The organism is Ferrimonas aestuarii, assembly GCF_005116665.1.
Taxonomy (GTDB): Bacteria; Pseudomonadota; Gammaproteobacteria; order Enterobacterales; family Shewanellaceae; genus Ferrimonas; species Ferrimonas aestuarii.
The window spans coordinates 39,262-61,187 of record NZ_SWCJ01000016.1 but is presented as its reverse complement, the minus strand read 5'-3'; the positions used below and the strand labels follow the sequence as shown (position 1 = coordinate 61,187).

The 21,926-nt window shown below is 52.0% G+C and carries 20 protein-coding genes; 9 read left to right on the top strand and 11 right to left on the bottom strand.

The window, feature by feature from the left end; translation table 11 throughout:
• The first annotated feature begins 11 nt into the window (after positions 1-11).
• From atpG to FCL42_RS16800, 3 genes are read left to right on the top strand one after another with little or no spacing between them, the layout of a single operon-like run.
• Positions 12-872: a F0F1 ATP synthase subunit gamma gene (atpG, locus tag FCL42_RS16810; RefSeq protein ID WP_136864589.1), complete on the top strand. Its 861-nt coding sequence runs from the start codon at positions 12-14 to the stop codon at positions 870-872.
• A gap of 33 nt (positions 873-905) precedes the next feature.
• Positions 906-2,309, top strand: coding sequence for a F0F1 ATP synthase subunit beta (atpD, locus tag FCL42_RS16805; RefSeq protein WP_136864588.1), 1,404 nt, complete (start codon positions 906-908; stop codon positions 2,307-2,309).
• Positions 2,310-2,329: 20 nt separating this feature from the next.
• Positions 2,330-2,758 carry a F0F1 ATP synthase subunit epsilon gene (locus FCL42_RS16800; RefSeq protein WP_136864587.1) on the top strand — a complete coding sequence of 143 codons (429 nt, stop codon included), beginning with the start codon at positions 2,330-2,332 and terminating at the stop codon, positions 2,756-2,758.
• 327 nt (positions 2,759-3,085) lie between these two features.
• On the opposite strand, the gene FCL42_RS16795 is transcribed toward FCL42_RS16800, so the two are convergent.
• A complete protein-coding gene (locus tag FCL42_RS16795) occupies positions 3,086-3,655 on the bottom strand; it encodes a sugar O-acetyltransferase (protein WP_136864586.1) in 570 nt (189 codons plus the stop codon).
• A 12-nt stretch (positions 3,656-3,667) separates the two neighbouring features.
• On the bottom strand, positions 3,668-4,558 hold the full coding sequence (locus tag FCL42_RS16790) for a DMT family transporter (protein ID WP_136864585.1): 891 nt from the start codon (positions 4,556-4,558) through the stop codon (positions 3,668-3,670).
• A gap of 225 nt (positions 4,559-4,783) precedes the next feature.
• Here FCL42_RS16790 and glmU point away from each other — a divergent pair, with 225 nt between their 5' ends.
• Positions 4,784-6,139 carry a bifunctional UDP-N-acetylglucosamine diphosphorylase/glucosamine-1-phosphate N-acetyltransferase GlmU gene (gene glmU, locus FCL42_RS16785; RefSeq protein ID WP_136864584.1) on the top strand — a complete coding sequence of 452 codons (1,356 nt, stop codon included), beginning with the start codon at positions 4,784-4,786 and terminating at the stop codon, positions 6,137-6,139.
• A gap of 229 nt (positions 6,140-6,368) precedes the next feature.
• Here glmU and FCL42_RS16780 read toward each other — a convergent pair whose 3' ends face one another.
• Positions 6,369-8,033, bottom strand: coding sequence for a hypothetical protein (locus FCL42_RS16780; protein ID WP_205729288.1), 1,665 nt, complete (start codon positions 8,031-8,033; stop codon positions 6,369-6,371).
• Positions 8,034-8,101: 68 nt separating this feature from the next.
• Positions 8,102-9,913: an alkaline phosphatase PhoX gene (locus tag FCL42_RS16775; protein ID WP_136864583.1), complete on the bottom strand. Its 1,812-nt coding sequence runs from the start codon at positions 9,911-9,913 to the stop codon at positions 8,102-8,104.
• A 233-nt stretch (positions 9,914-10,146) separates the two neighbouring features.
• Here FCL42_RS16775 and FCL42_RS16770 point away from each other — a divergent pair, with 233 nt between their 5' ends.
• Positions 10,147-10,929: a DeoR/GlpR family DNA-binding transcription regulator gene (locus tag FCL42_RS16770; RefSeq protein WP_136864582.1), complete on the top strand. Its 783-nt coding sequence runs from the start codon at positions 10,147-10,149 to the stop codon at positions 10,927-10,929.
• Positions 10,930-10,931: 2 nt separating this feature from the next.
• Positions 10,932-12,764 carry a glutamine--fructose-6-phosphate transaminase (isomerizing) gene (glmS, locus tag FCL42_RS16765; RefSeq protein WP_136864581.1) on the top strand — a complete coding sequence of 611 codons (1,833 nt, stop codon included), beginning with the start codon at positions 10,932-10,934 and terminating at the stop codon, positions 12,762-12,764.
• A 71-nt stretch (positions 12,765-12,835) separates the two neighbouring features.
• On the opposite strand, the gene FCL42_RS16760 is transcribed toward glmS, so the two are convergent.
• Positions 12,836-13,432, bottom strand: a complete 597-nt coding sequence (locus FCL42_RS16760; RefSeq protein WP_136864580.1) for a GTP cyclohydrolase II — start codon at positions 13,430-13,432, stop codon at positions 12,836-12,838.
• 50 nt (positions 13,433-13,482) lie between these two features.
• Positions 13,483-13,839 carry a winged helix-turn-helix transcriptional regulator gene (locus FCL42_RS16755; protein WP_136864579.1) on the bottom strand — a complete coding sequence of 119 codons (357 nt, stop codon included), beginning with the start codon at positions 13,837-13,839 and terminating at the stop codon, positions 13,483-13,485.
• A gap of 125 nt (positions 13,840-13,964) precedes the next feature.
• Here FCL42_RS16755 and FCL42_RS16750 point away from each other — a divergent pair, with 125 nt between their 5' ends.
• On the top strand, positions 13,965-14,549 hold the full coding sequence (locus FCL42_RS16750; protein ID WP_136864578.1) for an NAD(P)H-dependent oxidoreductase: 585 nt from the start codon (positions 13,965-13,967) through the stop codon (positions 14,547-14,549).
• 62 nt (positions 14,550-14,611) lie between these two features.
• On the opposite strand, the gene FCL42_RS16745 is transcribed toward FCL42_RS16750, so the two are convergent.
• Positions 14,612-15,583 (bottom strand): S41 family peptidase, encoded by a 972-nt coding sequence (locus FCL42_RS16745; protein WP_136864577.1) that lies wholly within the window; start codon positions 15,581-15,583, stop codon positions 14,612-14,614.
• Between the two features lie 78 nt (positions 15,584-15,661).
• On the bottom strand, positions 15,662-16,054 hold the full coding sequence (locus tag FCL42_RS16740) for a hypothetical protein (RefSeq protein ID WP_136864576.1): 393 nt from the start codon (positions 16,052-16,054) through the stop codon (positions 15,662-15,664).
• Positions 16,055-16,240: 186 nt separating this feature from the next.
• Between FCL42_RS16740 and FCL42_RS16735 the strand changes: the two genes are divergently transcribed.
• Together FCL42_RS16735 and FCL42_RS16730 are read left to right on the top strand one after the other, a co-directional pair.
• Positions 16,241-17,158 (top strand): acyl-CoA desaturase, encoded by a 918-nt coding sequence (locus FCL42_RS16735; protein ID WP_136864575.1) that lies wholly within the window; start codon positions 16,241-16,243, stop codon positions 17,156-17,158.
• Between the two features lie 122 nt (positions 17,159-17,280).
• On the top strand, positions 17,281-18,459 hold the full coding sequence (locus FCL42_RS16730) for an MFS transporter (protein ID WP_229359894.1): 1,179 nt from the start codon (positions 17,281-17,283) through the stop codon (positions 18,457-18,459).
• Between the two features lie 37 nt (positions 18,460-18,496).
• On the opposite strand, the gene FCL42_RS16725 is transcribed toward FCL42_RS16730, so the two are convergent.
• From FCL42_RS16725 to FCL42_RS16715, 3 genes are all read right to left on the bottom strand, one after another.
• A complete protein-coding gene (locus FCL42_RS16725; protein ID WP_136864574.1) occupies positions 18,497-18,736 on the bottom strand; it encodes a YdcH family protein in 240 nt (79 codons plus the stop codon).
• Between the two features lie 314 nt (positions 18,737-19,050).
• On the bottom strand, positions 19,051-20,427 hold the full coding sequence (locus FCL42_RS16720; protein WP_136864573.1) for a uracil-xanthine permease family protein: 1,377 nt from the start codon (positions 20,425-20,427) through the stop codon (positions 19,051-19,053).
• Between the two features lie 95 nt (positions 20,428-20,522).
• The gene (locus FCL42_RS16715; RefSeq protein ID WP_136864572.1) at positions 20,523-21,881 is read right to left on the bottom strand and encodes an NCS2 family permease; all 1,359 of its coding nucleotides are present in this window, start codon (positions 21,879-21,881) and stop codon (positions 20,523-20,525) included.
• Positions 21,882-21,926: the final 45 nt, after the last annotated feature.

Sequence of the window (21,926 nt, the reverse complement as noted above, 5' to 3'; positions counted from 1 at the left end):
GGAGATAGAAGATGGCCGGCGCTAAAGAGATCCGTACCAAGATCGCGAGTGTAAAAAACACTCAGAAGATCACCTCTGCCATGGAGATGGTAGCTGCGTCCAAGATGCGTAAAGCTCAGGACCGCATGCACGCCAGCCGTCCATACGCAGAGAACATGCGAAAGGTGATTGGTCACGTAGCGCAGGGCTCTCTGGAATATAAGCATCCATACCTGGAAGAGCGTGAAGTTAAGAATGTCGGTTATATCGTCATCTCAACTGACCGTGGTTTGTGTGGTGGCTTGAACATCAACATGTTCAAGTCGGTAGCTAAGGCTGCCACCGAGTGGGCGGAAAAGGGCGTTAACGTCCAATACGCCGCTATCGGTTCCAAAGGCGCAGGCTTCTTCCAAAGCTTTGGTGGCGATGTTACCGCACAGGCCACTGGTCTGGGCGACGCCCCTTCCCTAACTGACCTAATTGGTTCAGTTAAGGTGATGCTGGATGCCTACAACGAGGGCAAGCTGGATCGTCTGTATCTGGTGTACAACAAGTTTGTAAACACCATGAAGCAAGACCCAGTGATCGATCAGCTTCTGCCGTTGCCGAAAGACGACACCGAAAAACGCGCTCACGCTTGGGACTACATTTATGAGCCCGATCCGAAAGCGCTGTTGGATAAACTTCTGGTTCGTTACGTCGAATCTCAGGTTTACCAAGGTGTAGTTGAGAATGTCGCGTCTGAACAGGCCGCGCGTATGGTTGCGATGAAAGCCGCAACTGATAACGCCGGAACCCTGATTGAAGACCTGCAACTGGTGTACAACAAAGCTCGTCAGGCTGCGATTACGCAGGAACTGTCTGAGATTTGTGCCGGTGCTGCGGCAGTTTAAGGCAGCGGAAACGAGATAATCAGAGGATTAATCATGAGCACAGGTACTGTCGTTCAAGTTATCGGTGCGGTAGTTGACGTGGAGTTTCCACAAGACGCCGTACCACAAGTATACGACGCCCTGCACATCGACAACGACGGCGCAAAGCTGGTGCTGGAAGTTCAGCAGCAGCTGGGTGGCGGTGTTGTTCGTACCATTGCAATGGGTGCGTCTGAAGGTCTGCGTCGCGGACTGGTAGCTACCAACACTGGTAGCGCAATTAAAGTTCCAGTTGGTACTGCGACCCTGGGTCGTATTATGAACGTACTGGGTGACCCAATCGACGAGTGTGGTGCGATTGGCGAAGATGAGCAGTGGGAAATCCACCGCGAAGCACCTAGCTACGAAGATCAGTCTTCCGAGAATGAGCTTCTGGAAACCGGCATCAAGGTAATCGACCTGGTTTGCCCATTCGCTAAGGGTGGTAAAATTGGTCTGTTCGGTGGTGCGGGTGTAGGTAAAACCGTAAACATGATGGAGCTCATCAACAACATCGCGAAGGCACACTCCGGTCTGTCTGTATTCGCTGGTGTAGGTGAGCGTACTCGTGAAGGTAACGACTTCTACTACGAGATGGCTGAGTCTGGCGTTGTAAACCTAGACGACAAAGCACAATCTAAAGTAGCGATGGTATACGGCCAGATGAACGAGCCACCAGGAAACCGCCTGCGTGTAGCTCTGACCGGTCTGACCATGGCAGAGAAGTTCCGTGACGAAGGTCGTGACGTACTGTTGTTCGTGGACAACATCTACCGTTACACCCTGGCAGGTACTGAAGTATCAGCACTGCTGGGTCGTATGCCTTCTGCGGTAGGTTACCAGCCGACTCTGGCTGAAGAGATGGGTGTTCTGCAGGAGCGTATTACCTCCACTAAGACTGGCTCCATTACTTCGGTACAGGCGGTATACGTACCTGCGGATGACTTGACTGACCCATCCCCAGCGACCACCTTTGCCCACTTGGACGCAACCGTAGTACTGAGCCGTGACATTGCTGCTCGCGGTATCTACCCTGCGATCGACCCACTGGATTCCACCTCTCGTCAGCTGGATCCACTGGTAATCGGCGTAGAGCACTATGAAGTTGCTCGTGGCGTGCAGACTAACCTGCAGCGCTACAAAGAGCTGAAAGACATCATCGCGATTCTGGGTATGGACGAACTGTCTGAAGAAGATAAGCAGACCGTTGCCCGTGCTCGTAAGATTGAGCGATTCCTGTCTCAGCCGTTCTTCGTGGCAGAAGTATTTACCGGTGCACCTGGTAAGTACGTTTCGCTGAAAGACACCATCCACGGCTTCAAAGGCATTCTGTCCGGCGAATACGATGAACTGCCTGAGCAGGCGTTCTACATGGTTGGTGGCATCGACGAAGCCGTCGAGAAAGCGAAGTCACTGTAAACCACTTCCGGGAGGATGAGATGGCAGCTATGACACTTCATTTGGATGTCGTTAGTGCGGAAGGCAGCATTTTTTCTGGTCGCGCTCAGTACCTGCAAGTTTCAGGTACCGAGGGTGAGCTAGGGATCATGGCTGGCCACACTCCACTGCTGACCGCCATCAAACCCGGTATGGTTCGCATCAGAAAGCAAGATGACAGTGAAGAGGTAATCTACCTGTCAGGTGGCATTCTCGAGGTTCAACCCGATAATGCCTCCGTGCTGGCTGATGTTGCCGTACGTGGTGAAGATATCGATGTGGAGGCTGCAGAAGCAGCCAAGCGCGCAGCCGAAGAGCAGATGGCATCCGCCTCTGCAGACATGGACTACGAAGCAGCCGCAATCGAACTGGCGAAAGCGATGGCACAACTTCGCGTTGTGGACACCATCCGCAAAGGTCTGGGCAAATAAGCCCAAGCTCGCAGCGAAAAAGGCGACCCTAGGGTCGCCTTTTTTATCGGCTAAAATTCGACGAAGTCGATAAGCCGTCCCTGCGAAGGCAGGGATCTAGAGACTTTGATTTCCAGCTCTGCTGGTCAGCTACCCTGACGAAGGTTGGGGCAGCACCTTTAAGATTCATAGCACAATGCTATTGGATACCGACGTACGTCGGCATGGCGTTTAAGGGTGAGTCTTGAGCTGACAACCCGCCGCCAGCACGGATACACTCCTTACCCGCCTCTCTGACGCACGTCAGAGCCCAGCGTCTTTAACGTTAGAGCCTTTAAAAATAGAAAATCACGACTTTCCAGCTGCAATCGGAGGGTTATCTTTGATCCACTTAGCTGGGTTACCGCCGACAACCGTATGAGGTGCCACGTCTTTGGTCACCACCGCACCGGCAGCCACTACCGCTCCTTCTCCAATGGTAACGCCGCCTAAAATTAAGCAACCGGCACCAATCCACGCGCTGTCCTCAACCACAATGGGTTTGGCGCTCTCAAAACCTTCATTGCGGCGGCCTAACTCCATATCGTGATTTACGGTAAGGAATTGGCAACGTGGACCCACGGCGACGTCGTCACCAAAGGTGATGCCACCGTGGTCCAGCATGATGCAGTCCCAGTTAACAAAGCAGCGCGCCCCTAATTTGATGTGGCGGCCATAGCAGGTGCGAAATGGCGGCTGAATGTAGGCGGTTGGGTGCAGATCTATCCCAACTTCTTTGAGTAGCTCAAAGCGCTTGTCGGCGTCCAGTTCATCATTGAATTGGCGTAGCAGCAGGTAGTTGTGCTCTCGAACTTGTTCAAGTTCATCATTGAATAGGTTGTAGCTCTCTCCGGAGCGCATGATGTCAAAAATATTCATGGTTGTTCACTATTACAGAGGGTGTTGTCTATCGAGGTACAAGATCCACAGTAGGCAGATAAAGATCATCGCAATGCCAGGGATGACCCAAAGGCTGGGTAGCGGTTTCTCTAGGTAGGCATTGATGCCGATCACGAGTACTGGCGTAAGTAGCCCATAGGCGTGGGCTGAGCCGCCGCCTACCACGATGCTGGCGGATTTAAACAGGAAGAAGGTAAACATGGTGGTGCCGATGGCCAACCAGATGATCAGCTGCCACTGTGAGTAAGTTGGTAATGACAGTTGCGGTTGCATGACTAGGATTGCCAAGGTCAACCAGAAGCAACCGCTGATCATCGACCATCCGGTAATCACCATCATGGGCTCGCTGCGATAGAGGCTTCTGAGCACCATTGGGTAGACCGCCATTAACAGGCAAGCGAGTAGAAAAATGCTGTTGCCCAAAGGCCAATCCCCAGCTAAGCGGCTCAGATGACCCTCGGTCATTACCCACAACGCGGCCAGTGCTCCCAGAAATAACGCCAGCAGCCTCTGTTTTGACAGCGGGGTTTTCCAGATTAGGTGTCCAAGAATCAAGCTGGCAATGGGCACGCCAGTATAAAGGCCGCCTAGGTGCAGTGCTGAAGCGGTCTCCCCGGAGACAAACATCAACAGGAAAAAACCAGTAATGGGGAAACTGATGAGAGCATAACGGCCAACGGAGCGCCAACCGGGCCAGTGCAGCCTATTTTGCAGCCTTAATAATAGGGCAAAGCCTAAGGCGGCAATGAGAAAGCGAAACCAGGTGGTCAATACCGGAGGGTAGTCTTGGCCAAGGGCTGCCGCTATGGGAAAGGCGGTACTGATAAGCAGTGCATAAAGAGCAAGCTGAAGGTGTGCCGTAATGACCGAATGTGATGACATGTGAATGCTCGTTCCCTCTGAGATTCAGGTGGTCAGTTTACTCCTATTTGGTGCTTAATAATTGAGTTTGTTATCGAATTTTGGATTTTTTCAGATTCATCCTCAGAGAACTGATATTCAATATCCTCGGGGTAAAGGCGCTTACGTTCCCTTAAGCTGATTTTCCTATGGGCTAACGTTATACTCAGCCCTTTGTAATTTCAGTTAAACCTTCACGGATCCCCTATGAGTTTGGAAATTGTCATCCTAGCGGCGGGTAAAGGCACTCGCATGCGCTCTAACCTGCCTAAAGTGCTTCACGGTATTGCCGGTAAGCCAATGGCTCAGCATGTTATCGATGCGGCAGCGGCGCTGTCTCCAGTTCAAACTCATTTGGTATATGGTCATGGCGCTGAGCAGCTGCAGCAAGCACTGGCGCATAATAAAGTTAGTTGGGCACTGCAGGCGGAGCAGCTAGGTACCGGTCATGCGGTCGACCAAGCATCATGGCAAGACGACAGCAAAGTGCTGGTGCTCTATGGCGATGTGCCACTGATTCAAACAGAGACTCTGTCACGTTTACTGGCGGTACAACCGGAGAATGGCATCGGTTTGTTGACCGTGAACTTAGATGACCCAACGGGTTACGGACGCATTGTGCGTGATGATACGGGTACGGTAACCGCCATTGTAGAGCACAAAGATGCCAATGAGGTGCAGCGAGCCATTGCAGAGGTGAATACCGGCATTCTGGTGGCACCGGGTAAAGCGTTGAAGCGTTGGCTGGCCAACCTGTCTAACGACAACGCTCAGGGTGAGTACTACCTCACTGATGTCATTGCCATGGCCGCAGCAGAAGGTGGCGTGGCCACTGCACAGCCTGACACTGCAATTGAAGTGGAAGGGGCCAATAATCGGGTACAGCTGGCGGCATTGGAGCGCGCATTTCAGGCTCGTGCGGCGGAGAAGGCGATGTTGGAAGGGGCGACTCTGGCCGACCCTGCCCGTTTTGACGTGCGTGGTGAGCTGATCGTGGGTCAGGACGTGTTTATCGACGTCAATGTGGTGATCCAAGGCAAAGTCGAGATCGGCAACAACGTGGTGATTGGCCCAGGCTGTGTTCTTAAAGATTGCCGCATTGGCGATGGCAGCGTGCTTAAACCCTTTACCCTAGTGGAAGATGCCACTGTGGGTGAGATCTGTACCGTCGGCCCATTTGCACGACTGCGTCCTGGCGCAGAGTTGGTGCATGACAGCCACATTGGTAACTTCGTTGAGATGAAGAAAGCCCGTTTAGGTAAAGGCTCGAAAGCTAACCACCTTGCCTACATTGGTGATGCTGATGTGGGTGAGAAAGTAAACATCGGTGCCGGAACCATCACCTGCAACTACGACGGTGCCAATAAGCACAAAACCGTGATTGAAGATAATGCCTTTATCGGTTCCGACAGCCAGTTAGTGGCGCCGGTAACCATTGGCAAAGGCGCCACTGTTGCGGCGGGCTCTACCATTACTAAGGATGTGGCTGAGGGTGAATTGGTGCTCACCCGCACTAAGCAGAAGCATCTTACTGGTTGGCAGCGGCCACAGAAGAAAAAGTAAGCAGTCACTTACTTTGTAAGGTTTATTGCGCCGCCCTTGGTTACTGCCAAGGGCGGCGTTTTTGATTTATACCAATTCAACTAAAGATCTAGTCATTATTGCTTGTTTAAATTGCCTCACTCTTCGTTGCTCAATTTGTTGTTAGAACCACTAGCAACGGCATTGAGCGTCTAGATTGAGACAATTTACTCGGCGCACTAAGCTGATCATCTCCTTAATTGAATTGGTATTACTCCTCCGCAGTTTGCTGGTTGGTCGTCGCCAATTGTGACTTTTTCATCGACTCAGCAAACCACTCTAAGCGGATATCAAACCGGTAACGGTGCTGGGGCTCTAGTGGTGCTACATCGGCATCGATCTGCTGGAACACATTGGTGGCTGGTGCCAATACCGCATCTCGGCCAAATAGATAACTCTGCTCTTTCACGATCTCCCGATAAGCTTTATTGAGCGCCCTTGCCCGCTGTGGTGAAGGCAGGATCAGTTCGGCAATGGAGCTTACGCTCTCCACTTTGGCCACATCCACGTTACCCTCAGCATCAAACCAACGGCTGAGCATCTCAGTATTTTGACGAAACTCATCGCCACCGCCCACTCGCTGCATGTAAGTCAGAAACTCACCCTGGGTTTTGCTGAGAGTTTGGTTGTCGCTAAAGCTGGGGACGTCCTGCTGAACACTTAGATCCAGATAGCCCCAACCCTGGGCACCTTCCACTTTGCGGGCAAAGGAGAATACCTGATCGATGGTGGTGCCGATGGTTTTGTGGCAACCGTTGCAGAACGCCAGTTCCTGTTGATTTTGGTGACGAAGCTCGCCAGTGTCATCTTCGATGTAGCCATTGATGGTCCAGCCAAAGTTATTGGCGATGCCTTTGTCACCAATGAAGGTGGTTTGCGGCAAGTTTTCGAATAGTTTCTCTTTACGTTCTAGGTAATAGGCGCTGCGCAGTTGTTGTGGAGTAACGTCGATGTGCTTGCGCATGTAGCGTAGCTCTTTCATTCGCGGCGCGGGCTGAATGTTACCGTGAGCATCGATGTCGATGTAGCGCACGCTGTGCAGAAATTCGGTGTCTTTGGGATACAGCATCCGGTTGAGCGGTTGATTGCTGGCATCTCCAAGGAAATGGCTCTGTCTTTGAATCTGGGTGATCTGAGGTTCTAGCTGACCATTGCCGTTGAGATCCAGTTTGAGTTTGGTTTCAGACAGAGGCGGTACGCTAAGGCTATCCTGGTCTTTGATTGTCATCTCCAGTAGGCTGAGGTTGGCCAGATAGAGATCTCTGGAGTAGTGGCCCTGATGTTCACGAAATGCTTTTGGAAGACGGATCATCACATCGCCGGTGGAGCCGTTGGTGGGCCAAAAGGTGCTGGGAAACGGTTTGTAGTTGAAGGCCACCCAGTGGCTGCCGTCCTTGGCAAAGCCAAGTTCATCAAAGGCTTGGTTAGGGTAAGCCAACTGCTCTAGTTGCAGCGGCTCTGCTGGCCATTGTTCTGAGTTGGCGCGACTCAGTAGGGTCTGATAGTTGTCTTGGCGCACATAGGCGTCAATGTCGGCGTCTGAGGTGGCCTTTATCGCGTCACGGCGATCTTTAAATAGATTCTGCCAATGGTTATTGAGGCCAAGGTCGGAGAAGTCGTAGCTTCCCTGAAGGCTGCCATCGTTCATGGTGTTGGGTCGACCATCCACATTGGTCTGGTGACAGACAAAACAGGGGTTATTTTTGCCTTCGGTTTTGGTGTAGCACTGAGGTGGAATCACCGACTCGGCGTTATAGAGGCTGTTGTGCTCTAGGTAGGCACGAGCGGGAATGTCGTCTCGCAACGCCAGTGGCGTATCGGCAGAGTCGGCAAGAACAGAGGCACTGAACACTAGCGGTAATATTATCGTTTTCATTATGTTAGACCGATTAGGATCGAAAAATCGGCCAGCCCAATAGGACTGGCCGAGGTTCACAAGTTGGCTTACTTGTTGATTGGGTTGTACATCCACAGGGTGTTGTTGGTCTGGAAACCGTCTTCACCAATCAGTAGACGACCATCGTCCATGACGATAACGTTGTCAGGCTGAGACAGTTGGTCAACGTCACAGCGGGCGGCGCCGGTTAGGCTGTCGCGATAGGTGCTGCCCATGACTACCGGTTCGATGCGGTTGACGTTGTAGTTGTCACCCAAAGGCATGCGATACACCCCGCCACAGTCTTTCACGCGGCTAGATAGCGCAATGTCCCCTTCCCCATCGATCATGGTTTTATCCAGATCGGCAATGGCAAAGTAGACGTAAGCGCTGTCGATGGTTTCGTTTTCAAAGTGAACTTTGCCGTCGATAGCCTGTTCGGCGCGTTTGGCGTTGATGTTGATGCCTTCCAGTTTACGGAACTCAGAGGTGGCACCCTTAAGGTCGGCGGCGTAGCGAGATTCTAGAAATGCGGCGCGGTCGTCCATGGGCTTGCCTGCGGTAACGGCACTACCGCCATCTGCAACGCTTGGGTAGTTGGCATCGCCATTAGCCCAAGCTTCCACGTCAGCATTGGTCATGTAGCTGGTTTCGCCTTCCACGTAATCATCGCGGTCGATACCATCGTATTCACGGATCCAGCTTTCAATCTCATCGCTGTTGCCGTGAGCCAATTCAACCCACTCAACGTCGAAACCTGTGGTTAGAGGCTCAGTCGAGCCAGCATCTTGAGTCAGTTTGGCACCGTAAAGGGTACCGGCACTCAGATCGCCTGCGGCATCGGCAACAAATTTAAACATCACGCCACCGGTATCATCCTGAGACAGGTATACGGTGCGCTGATCCGGCATGACTGTGCCATTTTCGTGTTCATAGCGACCCAAAGCGTAGTGTTTAACTGGCTTGGCTTCCCCTTTCGGATCGGTCACTTCGATGATGTAACCGTAGTCGTAAGGGTTTGGATAGCTGCCATCGAGCATCGCTTGCATGGCTGTGTCGTTAGCGTACTGTGCGTCAGGGTTGTTCCAGTCGAAGTTGGTTACCTCACCGGCGCTGGAGCCAACAATCCACTCCTCTGAACTCAGTGGCGTACCCCAAGGGGTCAGGCTACCAAAACAGTTGGCGGCGGTGCCTTTGATCTCGGAGAAGTCCAGCATCATTGCGTCGTCGATTTTCCAGGAGCCATCGGCACTCTTGCTGATCATCAAACGGCTCATGCCACCGGGAATGTGCTCCCAGTTGGTGAATAGGTAACCCTTACCCTCTTCAACAGCAACGTAAGCGTTGAAGTCAGGCATATCGGTATCGGCAACGGCAGTGTCGCCACTGAGGCTGTGAATAACACCTAAGCCTTTTGGTAATTTGCCATCTAAGGTATCGCCGTTCTGACCAATGATCTGATATTGGCCGTAGGCCGCCATGACGGTCTGCTGCTCTTTCTCAGACGCTGGCACCGGAGAATCAACCAGATCCATTGGCAGTTGGTTGAAGTTGACGCCAGTTAACACGCCCACGGTACCGCGGTTGTAGGCGGTGTCGTTATGATCGGTTTCGGTATTGGCGGAAGATGGGTGCTGCAGGTTGAAGAACAGATCACCTTCTTCGTTTAGGAAGATACCGGTTACTTCGGCGCCCAGAGGCACAGTGGCGATGCGGGTCAGTTTTCCGACCTGACCGTTTTCGCCATTGGAGCCATCTTGTCCATTTTGACCGTTCTGACCAGGGGTGCCAGCCGCACCATCGCTGCCATCATCGGCACAGCCTGATAAGACTGCCGCTAGGGTCATCGCCATCAGCGACAGTTTAAATCCCTTGTCCATAATTGATTCTCACACAGTATTTAATTATTGAATTTGAATGCGTCGATGACGCAGTAGCTGGAAGCTAAACAGTCTGTGTGTCTCTTTTGTGAAAAAAATATTGCCGTTACGGTTTGATTTTTTTGCGGCGTAAAGCGTATTCGGGGTGCTGATAGGGTTTTAAGTCGGGAAAACTTGCGACTTATGGCTTAGCAACTATACTACTTATCTTTCAAAACGAAACTTAAATTCCAATGTCGAAACGTAATACTCAACAGCGTCGTCATAACATTGTGGCGGTGGTTAATGAGGCTGGCGAGGTCAGTGTTGAGCAGTTAGCTCGTCAATTTGAAACTTCAGAAGTTACCATTCGAAAGGACTTGGCGGCATTGGAAACCAGCGGCCTGTTGTTACGTCGATTCGGTGGCGCGGTGGCGATGCCTCAGGAGGTGATTGAAGATGATCCTCTGCACAAGAGGTCGCCATTTAAAGTGGCTATCGCGCGGGCAGCTATGGCGCTGATTAGGGACCATCAACGCATTGTTATCGATAGCGGTCGAACTACCGCAGCTCTTATCCCAGAGCTTAATAACAAGCGTGGCCTAGTGGTGATGACCAATTCATTGGATGGCGCAGAGGCGCTAAGAGCATTGGAGCCTGAACCCACTATTTTGATGACCGGAGGAACCTGGGATCCCCATTCTGAATCGTTTCAGGGACAAGTGGCGGAGCAGGTGCTGCGCTCTTACGATTTTGATCAACTATTTATTGGTGCCGATGGCATCGACGTTTCACGTGGAACCACCACATTCAATGAACTGATTGGGCTGTCTCGTGTGATGGCCAGCGCTTCGAGAGAGGTGAATGTGATGGTGGAAGCGGACAAGGTTGGACGACGTATTCCCAATCTTGAACTGCCGTGGTCCGAAGTGACCAGGCTGATTACCGATTATCGTTTGGCGGACGATGTCCGCCAGCAAATTGAATTACAGGGTGTGCAGGTTATCTGTGCATCTCAACTCGAATTAGGAGCCTAATTATGTGTGGCATTGTTGGTGCAGTAGCTCAGCGTGATGTTGCTGAGATCTTGGTGGAAGGTCTGAAACGACTGGAATATCGTGGTTATGATTCAGCCGGTGTGGCGATTATTGATGGTGACAATAATCTAAATAGACTGCGTCGTTTGGGTAAGGTGCAAGAGCTTAAAAATGCGCTAGAAGCTCAGCCTTTATCTGGCGGTACTGGTATTGCCCACACTCGCTGGGCGACTCATGGAGAGCCATCTGAGCGCAACGCTCACCCTCACCAATCTAGCGGTGACATTGCGGTAGTGCATAACGGCATTATCGAAAATCACGCTCCCCTGCGTGAGCGCCTACAAGGTCTGGGTTACCAGTTTGAATCGGATACTGATACCGAAGTGATCGGTCACCTAGTCCATCACGAACTGAAATCTCACGACAGCTTGCTAGCGGCGGTTCAGGCTACCGTGAAGCAGCTGGAAGGCGCCTACGGTACTGTGATTGTGGACCGCCTTGATCCGGAGCGTATGGTGGTGGCTCGCTCCGGTAGTCCATTGGTGATCGGTTATGGTGTGGGCGAGCACTTCATCGCTTCTGATCAACTGGCTCTGCTGCCTGTAACCCGCCGCTTTGCTTTCCTTGAAGAGGGCGACGTGGCTGAGGTGACTCGCCGTGAAGTAAACATTTTTGATGCTAACGGTAATTCAGTAGAGCGTGAGGTGAAGGAGTCTGAGGTTTCCCACGAAGCCAGTGATAAAGGCCCTTATCGTCACTACATGATGAAAGAGATCCATGAGCAGCCGCTGGCACTGCAGCGCACGTTAGAGCATCGCATTGTGGGTGGCAAAATTGCCGCCGATGCCTTCGGAGAAGGCGCCGATGCACTGCTGGCCAACGTTGACCATGTACAGATCATCGCCTGTGGTACCAGTTATCACGCCGGTATGGTGGCTCGTTACTGGCTTGAGCAGCACGCAGGCGTTTCCTGTAACGTTGAGATTGCGTCTGAGTTCCGCTACCGCAAGTCCCACGTATTCCCGAACAGCTTGCTGGTCACCATCTCTCAATCCGGTGAGACTGCAGATACCCTAGCTGCCCTTCGCCTAGCCAAAGAGATGGGTTATCACTCTAGCCTAACCATCTGTAATGTACCTGGCTCCTCTTTGGTGCGTGAGTCAGACATGGCTTACATGATGAAAGCGGGTGCAGAGATTGGTGTAGCCTCTACTAAAGCCTTTACCGTGCAGCTGGCGGCGCTGCTGATGCTGACCGGTGCCATCGGTCAACATAAAGGAATGGGTGAAGCCACGCTGGCGCACCTCATTCAGAGCCTTCAGTCTCTGCCAACTAAAGTTGAGCAGGCGCTGAGCCTCAATGATGAGATTGAGGATCTGGCTGAAGATTTTGCCGATAAGCAGCATGCGCTGTTCTTAGGTCGTGGCGACCAATATCCTATCGCTATGGAAGGGGCATTGAAGCTGAAAGAGATTTCATACATCCATGCGGAAGCTTATGCTTCTGGCGAACTTAAGCATGGCCCTCTGGCCCTGATCGATGCCGACATGCCGGTTATCGTGGTGGCGCCAAACAACGAGTTGTTGGAGAAGCTGAAGTCTAATGTGGAAGAGGTGCGTGCCCGAGGCGGCTTGATGTACGTATTCGCTGATAAGCAGGCGGAGTTTGCCTCCGACGACACCATGAAGGTACTGCCAGTGCCTCATTGTGACGAGTTTATTGCACCTATCATCTACACCCTGCCTCTGCAGCTGCTGTCCTACTACGTGGCACTGATTAAAGGTACCGACGTGGATCAGCCACGTAACCTAGCGAAGTCGGTAACCGTAGAGTAAGCGCGGCAAGATCCAACGCAAACAGGAGCCCAATGGCTCCTGTTTTCGTATCTGCGGCAGTTATCACTGAATTATGACAATGCCAACTGATGGCCGCCGTGGCTTTTCTTCGCGGCTAGGTAACTGGAGTTGCCGGGTTTTAGGTGAACGCAGGTGTTTACCATGGTTTCGACCTTGATGCCGGCTTCGGTCAGTTGTTTGTTTTTACGTGGGTTGTTGGACAGCAGTCGGATGTGATCCACCCCGAGCGCTTTCAGCATTTCGGCCGCTTCGGCGAATTCGCGCTGGTCTTCACCAAAGCCCAGCTTCACGTTGGCTTCGTAGGTATTAAGCCCAGTGTCCTGAAGCACGTAAGCATCCAACTTATTGTACAAGCCGATACCGCGCCCCTCCTGACGCAGATACAGTAAGATGCCGCCTTCGGTGTGGATGCGGTTGATCGCTTCGTTCAACTGCTCGCCGCAATCACAACGAGAGGAGTGGAATACGTCTCCCGTCAGACATTCCGAGTGCATGCGAACCAGCGGAATGTTGCTACTTGGTTGGGTGCCTTTAAATCGCATGGCAACGTGCTCAAGGCCGGATTCCAGCCCAGTGAAGGAGATGATCTCCGCTTCTACTTGAGCTTCGCCAACTCTTAATGGAACGGCTTGTCTTACTTCAACCATGTGCAAACTCTCTACATCTAAACTTTTAAATCGTACGTCTTATACGTTGGTTACAGGTCATTGGATTGGGACCAGAGCCTCAGCTTGTCCAAAATATCCAGTGCCGATCGACCGAAGTCTGTCAATTCATAGGTGACTGCTACTGGGCGATCGTTTATCACTTTACGAATGACCATATTATTGGCCTCAAGTTCTTTGAGGCGCTGATCCACCATCTTTTTGCTGGCCCCGCCTAACATCCGGGATAGGTCGTTAAACCGCACTGGACCATCTTTAAGGTGGAAAATCAGTGAACCGGTCCACTTTCCGCCGATCAAGCGCATCCCTTTTTCAATGGCGCAGGGTTCAAGGCAAGGATTGACTGCTTTTTTTCTTCCGTAAGAGTCTGTTTCTACTTGGCTTCTCAAATTTACCCTCAAAAATAAACTAGGTTACTAAAAGTATACTAATTGATTAACGGCGCAAGGTTACCATAATAAACCACATCTCAACAAACCCATACAGATAGCCAAATCGCTTTAGGAGTTACGTAATGAGTCAGGTACTGATCATTAATGCCCATGAACCCTCACCCTACTCAGAGGGTAAGCTGAATGCGTCGTTGGTCGAAAAAGCCAAAACACAGCTGCAGCAAAAGGGCCACCAAGTTAGAGTGGTGACCATGCAGGATGACATTGTGGTGGAGGAACAGTTAGCCCACTTTGAATGGGCCGATCGGGTAATTCTGCAGACTCCAATCAATTGGATGACCATTCCATGGTCTTTCAAACGTTACATGGATGAGGTGTTTACCGCTGGCATGGGGGGCGCGCTCTGCCATTTTGATGGGCGAACCCAAGAAGCACCTACGAAAAACTACGGTACCGGTGGTACTCAAACTGACACCAAATACATGCTGTCGGTCACCTTTAACGCCCCCAAAGCGGCCTTTGATGACGAAGCCGAGTACCTGTTTCAGGGCAAGTCGGTGGATGATCTGCTCCTGCACATGCATGCCAATTTCCGTTTCTTTGGGATGACGGCGCTGCCAACCTTCGCCTGTTATGATGTGATGAAAAATGCCGACATCGACGGTGATTTCACCCGTTTTGATGCGCATCTTGAACAGCACTTCTAATCGATAATATTCCTAAACTAGGGCGCCAACTGGCGCCCTATTAGATTGATTCGATTATTTGGTTAACCAAAATTCCTTAGCCACAGCTGAGCTCGTTCTAGTGCATCTAAGGCTGGAACCTTAAGTTGAGGTTCCACCCCTTTGGCCTCCCAACTCTCTCCTGTTGCTGATACCACCGGCTTGATCAAGGAGAGTCGAAACACCAACTCATCGGTCACATTGCGCACTCCCACTAAGTGCCCCGCTCCCGCAGTGGTTTCCCCAATCACGAGGGCGCGTCCTTGAGCTTGAAGTACGGCAGCAAACAGCTCGGCAGCACTGGCGGTGTGATGGCTGGTAAGTAATAACAGAGGGGTATCTGCACTGATTCGTTGGGGGTTGACCGCGCTAGCGAAGTGAGTTTCCAACAGTTCATCTCCTTGGCCATAGAGTTGCCAAAGTTCGGTATTGCTACTGATCAGATGACTCAGAAAATACTGAACCAACTCTGGCGAGCCGCCAACGGTATCGCGCAGATCGATGATGATGGCATCGGCGCTGGAGAGAAAGCCCAAAGCGTGGTCTACCGTGGCCTTAGCCTCGTTATCAGGGGAAAATTTGTTGAACTTGAGGTAGCCAGTGTTGTTGGCAAGATAACTAACCTGCTCGAAACCGCCGTTGTGGGTCAATTTGCCTTGAGGGTGGGTTAATTCGTGGCTTGCCTGCTGGTTAGGTGCTTTAACGTACAAGCTCATGTGATCATCGTTTAAGGACAAACGGATGTCGCGACCGACGGACTCGGCAAACTGCGTTAGGGTATGGATATCATCATAGTCCCCTCGTTCTAACTTACTCTGCAGGTGGTGGGCTACGTCATCCACCCGGTGGGGGTTGATGTAATGGGCTCGCATCACCTCAAGGCTCTGTTCAATCAGCGCTTCTACCTTGTCGGACGCCATTGGCGCAGCGTAAGCCGTTAAGCTGGAAAGGCAGAAAATAACGACTAACAACACCAAAATGGCGTTGGAAAAAAATTTAATAACACGTTGTTTCATATGGATTCACCTTAAATTTGGGGTACACAAAGTCGGCACTGTCGGAGGCTCCGAAGCGCAAATTGGGTAAAGGTGAACTCAGTGTTCGAAGGTTAACTGCCCTCGATACAGCAGGTTTGAATCCCGCCAGCCGGAGACTCGACTCGGAGGGGCTTGCTGCTGATGAAACCAAGGTTTAGGGAGTGGAGTACTGAGCCAGAATACAACTAGGGTCAGTGCCACCCACCAGATTGGGGTTGGTAGCGCCCATTCTACGCCGGAATTTTGCCTTGGGTGGGCGAAATGAAAACCGCTGGTTGCGGCGTGGTTTAGGCTCAGCGCTGGGGCATCATGGATGCTGTCGTAACCCTGTGAACGGCTTGGTTCAAAATGGTTGGCGTCGCCGTGGATAAACAGCGACAACAGCACCACCAACAACATGGCGAGCATGCTGCTGTGCAGTTTTGATTGTTGTGCTTTGGCGATGTCCATGATTGTCCACTTAATAAGCCGTTAACCACGATCTGGGGGCGTTTTATGGCAATTCAATGGGCAAGGATAAAGCGTTAGCTTGTGATGCTTATCTGCTGGGAGGGTAATTCAACCACTGAGACTTAACTGATCCTCTAAAGAGGTAGGCTCGTAGCAGTTAACTTCACACCATGGAGGAGCGCTGGCATGAGCCATTGGAAAGTCTGGTTGGATAACGAATCTACCCCGTTGGAAGACCCTCACAGTCGGCGGTTTAATCTAGTGCGATGCCTGCCGTTTATCATGCTGCATGTTAGCGTGATTGCCGTGTTCTGGGTGCCAGCCTCGGCGTTCGCTTTGGCTATCGCCGCAGTGCTCTATGTTGTTCGGGCGTTTGCGCTCACCGCCTTTTATCATCGCTATTTCGCACACAAAGCGTTCAGAACCCACCGGTGGGTCCAGTTTGTGTTTGCTTTCATTGGTGCCAGCGCCGCCCAGCGTGGGCCATTATGGTGGAGTGGTCACCATCGCCAGCATCATGCCCACACCGATAAAGAGGGGGATCTGCACTCGCCCAAAGACGGCTTTTGGTGGAGTCACATGCTGTGGTTCACCTGCAACGCCAGTTTTGCTACGCCCTATAAACAGATTCCTGAATTCAGTCGTTTTCCCGAACTTCGTTGGTTAAATCGCTTCGATTGGGTGGCACCGCTGTCGCTGATTGCAACGCTGTTCCTAGTTGGCGAGTTGTGCGCCGCTTACCTTCCTAGTTTAAACACCGACGGAGCGCAGCTGGTGGTGTGGGGCTTTGTGGTGTCGACCTTGGCATTGCTGCACGCCACCTTGGGGGTAAACTCGCTGTGCCATCGCTTTGGCAGTCGTCGCTACGATACTGACGATATGTCCCGAAACAACTGGGTGGTGGCCTTGCTGACTTTGGGAGAGGGATGGCATAACAACCACCACAAATATCCAAAATCCGCCCGAAATGGTTTCTATTGGTGGGAGTTGGATCCAACCTTTTGGGGACTCAAAATCATGGAGCGATTGGGGCTGGTTTGGCAGTTGGCACCGGTTCCTAAGCAGGCCTACCAAACCGTCGGCGACCCCCAGTCTGAACCATAAGTTTTTCTATTGTTGGCCACCTAAAAAATTTCGTTTTACTCCAACCGATTTCGGCCCTAATATCCCGCCGTTCTTAGCCCCTGCAGAGGTTCAGGAGGGCGGGAGTTTGATTGGAGGCTGTGGTGGTCTTGTCGGAAAGTTCCCGTGCTCAATCCGGGGTTGTTGCGCCGATTGGCGGGCTGTTTTTGTTTGCGATAGCGGCAGGCTATCTGATGAGTTTGTTGCCGCTTTCTTTGCTGCCTTTAGGTATGCCTGAGGCGATGGCCGCGTGGCTGGCCAGCAGCCTCTATGGTGGCTTATTGCTGGGTGCCATGTTCATTGAGCCACTGGTTAAAAAGATTGGTCATCGCTGGTCGTTGATTTTGTCTCTGGCGGTGTTGGTGGTGACCATTGCCGTCATGTGGCTGCTGCCCTACCCCATGGTGTGGCTTGGAATGCGCCTGCTGGCGGGCATCGCCACTGCAGGGGTGTTTGTGGTGGTGGAATCTTGGCTATTGCTGGTGGAAGATGAGCGTAAGCGCGGGCTACGCCTAGGCCTCTACATGACCGCACTGTACGGCGGTAATGCGTTAGGGCAACTGCTCATCGGCCAGTTTGGATTTACTGGTTCATTGCCATTTGGGGTGGTGATGGGGTTAATGCTGTCTGCCATTGTGCCGGTGTTGGTGGCTAGAAACAGCTCGCCGCCGCCTTTGGCGTTAGAGCCTGTCGAGTCTGCGCCTCAGGTAAAGCGGGTGAGTATCTCTGCCACCATTGGGTGTTTAATCTCTGGATTGTTACTTGGGCCGATGTATGGGTTAATGCCGGTGTATCTGCATCAGCAGCCTTTGCTCGAGGGACAGACCGGCTTGATGATGGCGCTCATGGTGGTTGGCGGTATGGCGGTGCAGCCGCTGGGGAGCTGGCTCTCCAGTCGCATCGGTAAGGCGCTGCTGATGTCGATGTTCAGTCTAGTTGGAGCCCTGTCGGCGGTGCTGATGGTGCAGGCTCAGTCCTCGATGGATTTTGGCGTTGCCATGGTGTTGCTCGGGGCGTCGGCGTTTGTGCTCTACCCTATTGCGATTAATCAGGCGTGTGAGGGCGTCTCGGCCAGCAAGATTGTTCGGGTTACCCAATTGATGTTGCTGAGCTACAGCGTGGGCTCGGTGACTGGCCCGCTGTTGGCGCAAGGGGTAACGCACATCAATCTAGGCATGGCGCAGTATCTGGGCATCATCTTTCTTGCTACGGCACTTTACATGCTGATCGCGGCATTAAAGAAGATTGCACCGGTGATGCAACCGCCCAAAGGGATGGAGTGAATGAGACAGGGCAGCCAATTGGCTGCCCTTTTTGGAATTAGGGGGTTATTAGGCGCTGATACAGGCTATCTTTGAGCTCAGAACGCTGATGTTTAAGCTGATGCATGGCTTCATCACTTATTGGGCTGTCTGCCAACTCAAGCTCGCGAATCTGCTTGTCCAAAGCGTTGTAGCGGTTGTTGTCTTCGGCAAAACGGTCATCATTCGCAATCAGTTGGTGAATCTCACTTTTGTGGGCTGGAAAGTCGTGCTCAAGGGTGTGAATCTCGCCTAACATAATCGGCCTCATTGTCATAAGTGGGGAATGGTTGAATTAACTATAGCAACCTCCCATGACATTGATAATGACAGAAATAATACCAATTACATTAATGTTCTGTGCAGTTCAGAAGCCCTCAAAAGTTCTGAATCAAAGCCGCGTTGCGAACCAATGTAGCTACCTTTCGAACAATGCTAACGTAGAGTCTGGGCGTTTTAGCGCTTCCCGAAGGGCTGATTTAATCGGCCTTCATACTGCGTTAGTAACTTTCACTTTCTCTGTTCTGCATAAAAAAGGCAGCGAAATCGCTGCCTTTTCAGAGTCAGTTTCGGTTAACTGGCACCATCTTCGCTAGTGACCAGATCCTCCTCTTTCACCTTGGCTTCCTCTTTGCCTGGTAGTAGCAGGGAGCAGAGCATGGCTGTGATACCACCGGCAGAAACCGCAGTACCAAAGACGTTCTGCAACATAGGCGACAGATCCTTAAGCACTTCCGGAACGAACACCACACCCAAACCGATACCAAAGGAAACGGCAACGGTGATCACCTGCTTCCGTTGGAAGTCCACACCCGCCAGAATGCGGATGCCACTTAAGGCGATGGTGCCGAAGATGAAGGTGGTGCAGGCACCCAGAACCGGTGTAGGCAGTTGCTGGAATACCGCGCCAATGATGGGGAACAGTCCCATCACCACCAGAATGCCGCCTACCAACATGCCCACATAACGACTGGCGATACCGGTAATGGTGATCACACCGTTATTTTGGCTGAAGGTGGTGCAAGGGAAGGTTTGTAAAATGGCAGCGATAACGCAGTTAACCCCGTCACCTAAGATGCCGTTGCTGATGCGGCGGCGATACACCGGACCATCGGTGGGTTCGTCGGAGGCACGAGAGGTGGCGGTTAGGTCACCAATGGCTTCCAGCACACTCACCAGATAGATCACCATAATCGGGATGAATAGGGTGAAATCGAAGCCGATGCCATAGCGGAATGGCATGGGGAGCACGAACCAGTCGATGTGGGACAGATCTGGCGCCGATAGCTCGCCCATAACCGCTGCCATTAGGCAACCGAAGAACATACCCAACACCAACGAGGCAACCCGAAGAATCGGGTGACGCATGACGTTAAACACCAATACGATAATCAGGGTAAACAGACCGAGTCCAATGTGGCGAATATCACCAAGATCTTCTGCACCAAACCCGCCCGCCATATCGGTCACACCAATCTTGATAAGGCTCAAGCCGATCAAGGTCACCACGATGCCGGTTACGCAAGGGGTGATGATCTTCTTTAGTTTATCCAGATAGAACGACACGAAAATGATGATGAAGGAACCCGCGAAGGTCATGCCAAAGATGTTGGCAAGTAACTCCTCTTCGCTCAAACCCTGGCCTTTAAGCACAAAGCCTGCGGAGATCAGGATGGGAACGAAGGAAAAGTTAGTCCCTTGAATACTCATCAACCCAGAGCCAACCCGGCCGAAGGTGCGTGCCTGAATGAAACTGGCGATACCAGAAACAAACAGCGACATCGCCACTAAGTAAGGAAGCTGATGGGTTAGCCCCAGAGTGGAGGCAATGATGATGGGGGGAGTAATGATGGCCACAAAAGCAGCCAGAATGTGTTGCAGTGCAGCCAGGAAAGCTTTTCCTGGGGTCGGGCGGTCATGCAAACCATAAATCAGGTCAGAGCTACTCATAATCACAACTTCCTTTTTTCAAATGGGTGGAGTGAAGCAAGGCGCAAAGTGCGCCCAGCCTCACTGGATTGAGTAGATTGAAAAGGTGTTTGGGCTTATAGGGCCCAGCCGCCGGCGTAGAAGATAACCAGGGCGATGGCAATGAGAACTGTGCCTAGGTTCAGTTTGGACACCTCTTTGGAGAACAGGCGACCGATAACCAGAGTGGCAAAGCCCAGCATGATGCCGGTAACGATGTTGGAGCTCAGTACGATGAATACCGCACATACCAAGCCTGCCAAGGCATCAACGAAGTCTTCGAAGTCCAGTTTGGCGACGTTAGACAACATCAGTAGACCTACGTACATCAGAGCTGGCGCAGTGGCGTAACCAGGAACCAGATAGCTCAATGGCGCTAGGAAGATAAGTACTAGGAACAGTGCGCCAACCAGAGCCGCAGTCAGACCGGTTTTACCACCGGCAGCGGTACCCGCCGCAGATTCGATGTAAACCGCTGCAGGAGCGCCACCAGTCGCACCGGCAACGATGGAGCTGACGGAGTCGGCGGTCAGTGCTTTACCACCATTGATGATTTGACCTTTGTCATCCAGAAGACCGGCTTGGCCAGCAACCGCGCGGATGGTACCGGTTGCATCAAAGATGGCGGTCATCACCAATGCCAATACGGCGGGCAGAACCACAGGGCTCATGGCGCCCATGATGTCCATGGTGCCGAACAGGGAGTTTTCGATGCTAGGCAGCGCGAATACGCCGTGGAAAGTCACACCTGGGTCAAAGATCAGGCCCAGTACTGAGATGGCAACGATCACCATCAGGATGCCACCAGGCACTTTCAGTTTTTCCAGACCGATGATAGCTGCCAGGCCCAAAAGTGACATGATCACAGGGAATGAGGTGAAGGCACCCAGAGTTACAGGCAAACCGTCGTGTGGGTTTTTGATGATAAGACCAACACCGTTAGCTGCGATCAACAGCAGGAACAGGCCGATACCGATACCGGTACCGTGGGCGATACCCGCAGGCAGGTTATTGAGGATCCACTGGCGCACACCGGTGACGGTGATCAGAGTAAACACCACACCCATCAGGAATACGGCACCCAGAGCCACAGGGATACTGACCCCTTGGCCTAAGACCAAACTGAATGCGGTAAATGCGGTTAATGAGATGGCACAACCAATGGCCATGGGCAGGTTCACCCAAAGACCCATCAATAACGAACCGAATGCGGCCACTACACAGGTGGCGATAAACACCGCACCTTGGTCGAATCCGGCGGCGCCCAACATGTTGGGAACCACGATTACCGAGTACACCATTGCTAAGAAGGTGGTGAGACCGGCAATCAGTTCTTGACGAACGGAACTGCCACGCTCGGTAATTTTAAAGAAATTATCGAGCTTTTGGTTGAGGGTACCTGCTCCACTTGCAGGTGCGGTTTGAACATCAGACATGGTACTTCCTTTACTTTTGGTATGTAGGAGTGCAGCTATCAGCGC